This is a genomic window from Streptomyces sp. NPDC127084 (genome assembly GCF_042724175.1).
GTDB lineage: Bacteria > Actinomycetota > Actinomycetes > Streptomycetales > Streptomycetaceae > Streptomyces.
Genome location: NZ_JBHXFA010000048.1, coordinates 42985 through 45503 on the forward strand (window position 1 = coordinate 42985; position 2519 = coordinate 45503).

1 protein-coding gene and 1 pseudogene are annotated in these 2519 nt (G+C 70.7%); both read left to right on the plus strand.

Annotated features, from left to right (window positions below; all coding sequences use genetic code 11):
- The first annotated feature begins 211 nt into the window (after nt 1-211).
- Complete coding sequence (locus tag ACFWI9_RS14205) at nt 212-2146, plus strand: glycoside hydrolase family 15 protein (protein ID WP_387161779.1); 1935 nt, start codon at nt 212-214, stop codon at nt 2144-2146.
- A gap of 116 nt (nt 2147-2262) precedes the next feature.
- Nucleotides 2263-2519 (plus strand): annotated as a pseudogene (locus ACFWI9_RS14210) (amino acid permease); the annotation flags it as partial.

Genomic DNA, 2519 nt, shown 5'->3' on the forward strand with positions numbered 1-2519 from the left:
CCGGCCCGCCGGGCCCGCCACCGTGCGGGCCCCGGGGGTCCACACCTGTGACACCGCTCGCGAGCGAGCGGAGGTTGCCGTCGACGCGCGACGATGCGCTCTCCGGGGCGTGTGCGGCCCGGATTGCGGGCCCATGGCACAGGCGTAGGCTGAGGACACGACGGACGGCCCGGCCACAGTGGACGTTCCCCCGAGCGGGCCGGGATCGAGCGTGAACGCATCCATGAGCGCCGAGGGATTCCCACCCATCTCCGATTTTGCTTTTCTCAGTGACGGGCACTCGCTGGCACTCGTCGGACGCGACGCGTCGGTGGAGTGGGCCTGCTTCCACAGATTCGACGGGCCTTCCGTTTTCGCGCGGATCCTCGACCGGGAACGCGGGGGTTACTTCCGTATCGCCCCCACAACGGACGCGTACACGTCGACACGGTGCTATCTCCCCGACACCAACGTCCTGGAGACCACATTCCGTACGTCGGACGGCGTCGTGACGGTCACCGACTGCCTGCCCGTGTACGCGGACCCGGCACGGCCCGGCCACCCGGCCCGCAAGCCGCCGGGGCACGTACTCCAGCGGCACGTGCACGGCGTGTCGGGCTCGGTCGGCCTCACCCTGGAGTTCTTCCCCGCCTTCGACTACGCACTGTCCCAGGCGTCCTTCACGCCTGTTCCGGGCGGAGCCCTGCGGGCCTCCGGCGGCCGGGAAGTGCTGCTGCTGCGGAGCGATCTGGGCCCGCTGGAGCCCTCGACCGAGGGCACGTGGCACCACGGCTTCGTGTCGCACGCGACCGTCACCGCCGGATCGGACGCGGACGTCGTCCTCACCCGGCTGCGAGCCGGCGAGCCCGAGCCGGACCCCCTGAGTGCCCGGGAGCTGGCCGAGCGTGTCGAGGCGACGGTGGCGTACTGGCGTGCGTGGGCTGCCCGGTGCACCTACCGGGGCGCGCACCGGGAGGCGGTGGTGCGCAGTCTGCTGGTGCTGAAAGGGCTCGTCTACGCCGACACCGGGGCCGTGATCGCCGCGCCCACGACCTCGCTGCCGGAGGAGATCGGCGGTGAGCGCAACTGGGACTACCGGTACACATGGCTCCGTGATGCCACGGCCGTACTCGCCACCCTCGCCGCCACCGGCTACGCGGATGAGGCGCGCCACTTCGCCGACTGGCTGCTGGAAACCACCACCGGCAGTGCGAAGGAACTGCGGACGATGTACGGCATCTCCGGGGACAGGGCCCTGCACGAGACCTGCCTGGACCATCTCGGCGGCTACCGGGGCTCCCGTCCCGTTCGGGTGGGCAACGAGGCATGGAGGCAGTTCCAGTTGGACGTGTACGGCGAACTGCTGCTCGCACTGAACTTCGCGCTGCGGCTGCGCGGCGACAAGATCCGGCCGGAGCGGGCCGGATTCGTGCACGACGTCGTCGAACTGAACATCGCCCGATGGCGGGAGCCGGACGAGGGTATCTGGGAGTTCCGCTCGGGACGGCGCCACTTCGTGTTCTCGAAGCTCATGGCCTGGGTGGCCGTCGACTCCGGCATACGCATGCTCGACCGCTACCCGCAAATGAACAAGGACCCGGAGCTGCGCGGCCGGTGGGCGCGAGTGCGGGAGGAGATGCGCGAGGAAATCGAGACCCGCGGCGTGGATGAGCGGACCGGGGCGTTCGTCCAGCATTTCGACGGCGAAGCGCTCGACGCCTCAGCCCTCCAGGTGATCCTGCGGGGATTCCTTCCGCGCGGCGACCCGAGGATCGGTGCCACGCTCGAGCGGATCGAAGCCGAGCTGACGAGGGAGGGACACGTGTACCGCTATCTCGACGCCGATGGGCTGGCCGGCCATGAGGGGAGTTTCCTCTTCTGCACGACGTGGATGGCCAGTGCGCTGGCGTACACCGGACGCATCGACGACGCGGAGGCGCGTCTTGCCACGGTACTCCGTTCGGGGAACGACCTCGGTCTGCTCGCGGAGGAGTTCGACCCGGCGTCGGGCGAGCAACTGGGGAACTTCCCGCAGGGCTTCAGCCATCTCGGCGTGGTGGCCGCGGCACTCTCCATCGAGGTGGCGAAGCGGGAGCGGGATGGCAGCCCGGACAGTGTTCCCCCGGATGTTATCGACATACTGCGTCTGGCGAGGCGCGCGGTCTGAGCGCGGGCAGCCCCGTACTCCCGCGTCCGTCGTGTCCTGCCGCCCGTTGTCCGAACGATCGACGCCGCGACGCAGGGCGCGTGCCTGCGCGTTGCGCCAAACGCATCCCGCCCGCCCACCGGGCACTGGGCCGCCCCGTCGCCGCGTACGTCCGCAAGACCGCGCAGGAGTGCCCCGGCACACGGATCACGGTCCTCATCCCGGAGACCGAGCCGACCCACGTGTGGCAGCGCCTCCCGCAGAACCCACGCGGCGCCGTCATGGCGCACGCCCTGCGCCGGTACACCGACGCGGTGATCTGCCGGCTTCGCTTCCGGCTGACCGCAGCCGCCTGGACACCGTCAGGCCGCGGCGCCCGCCCCCGCGGGGCGCG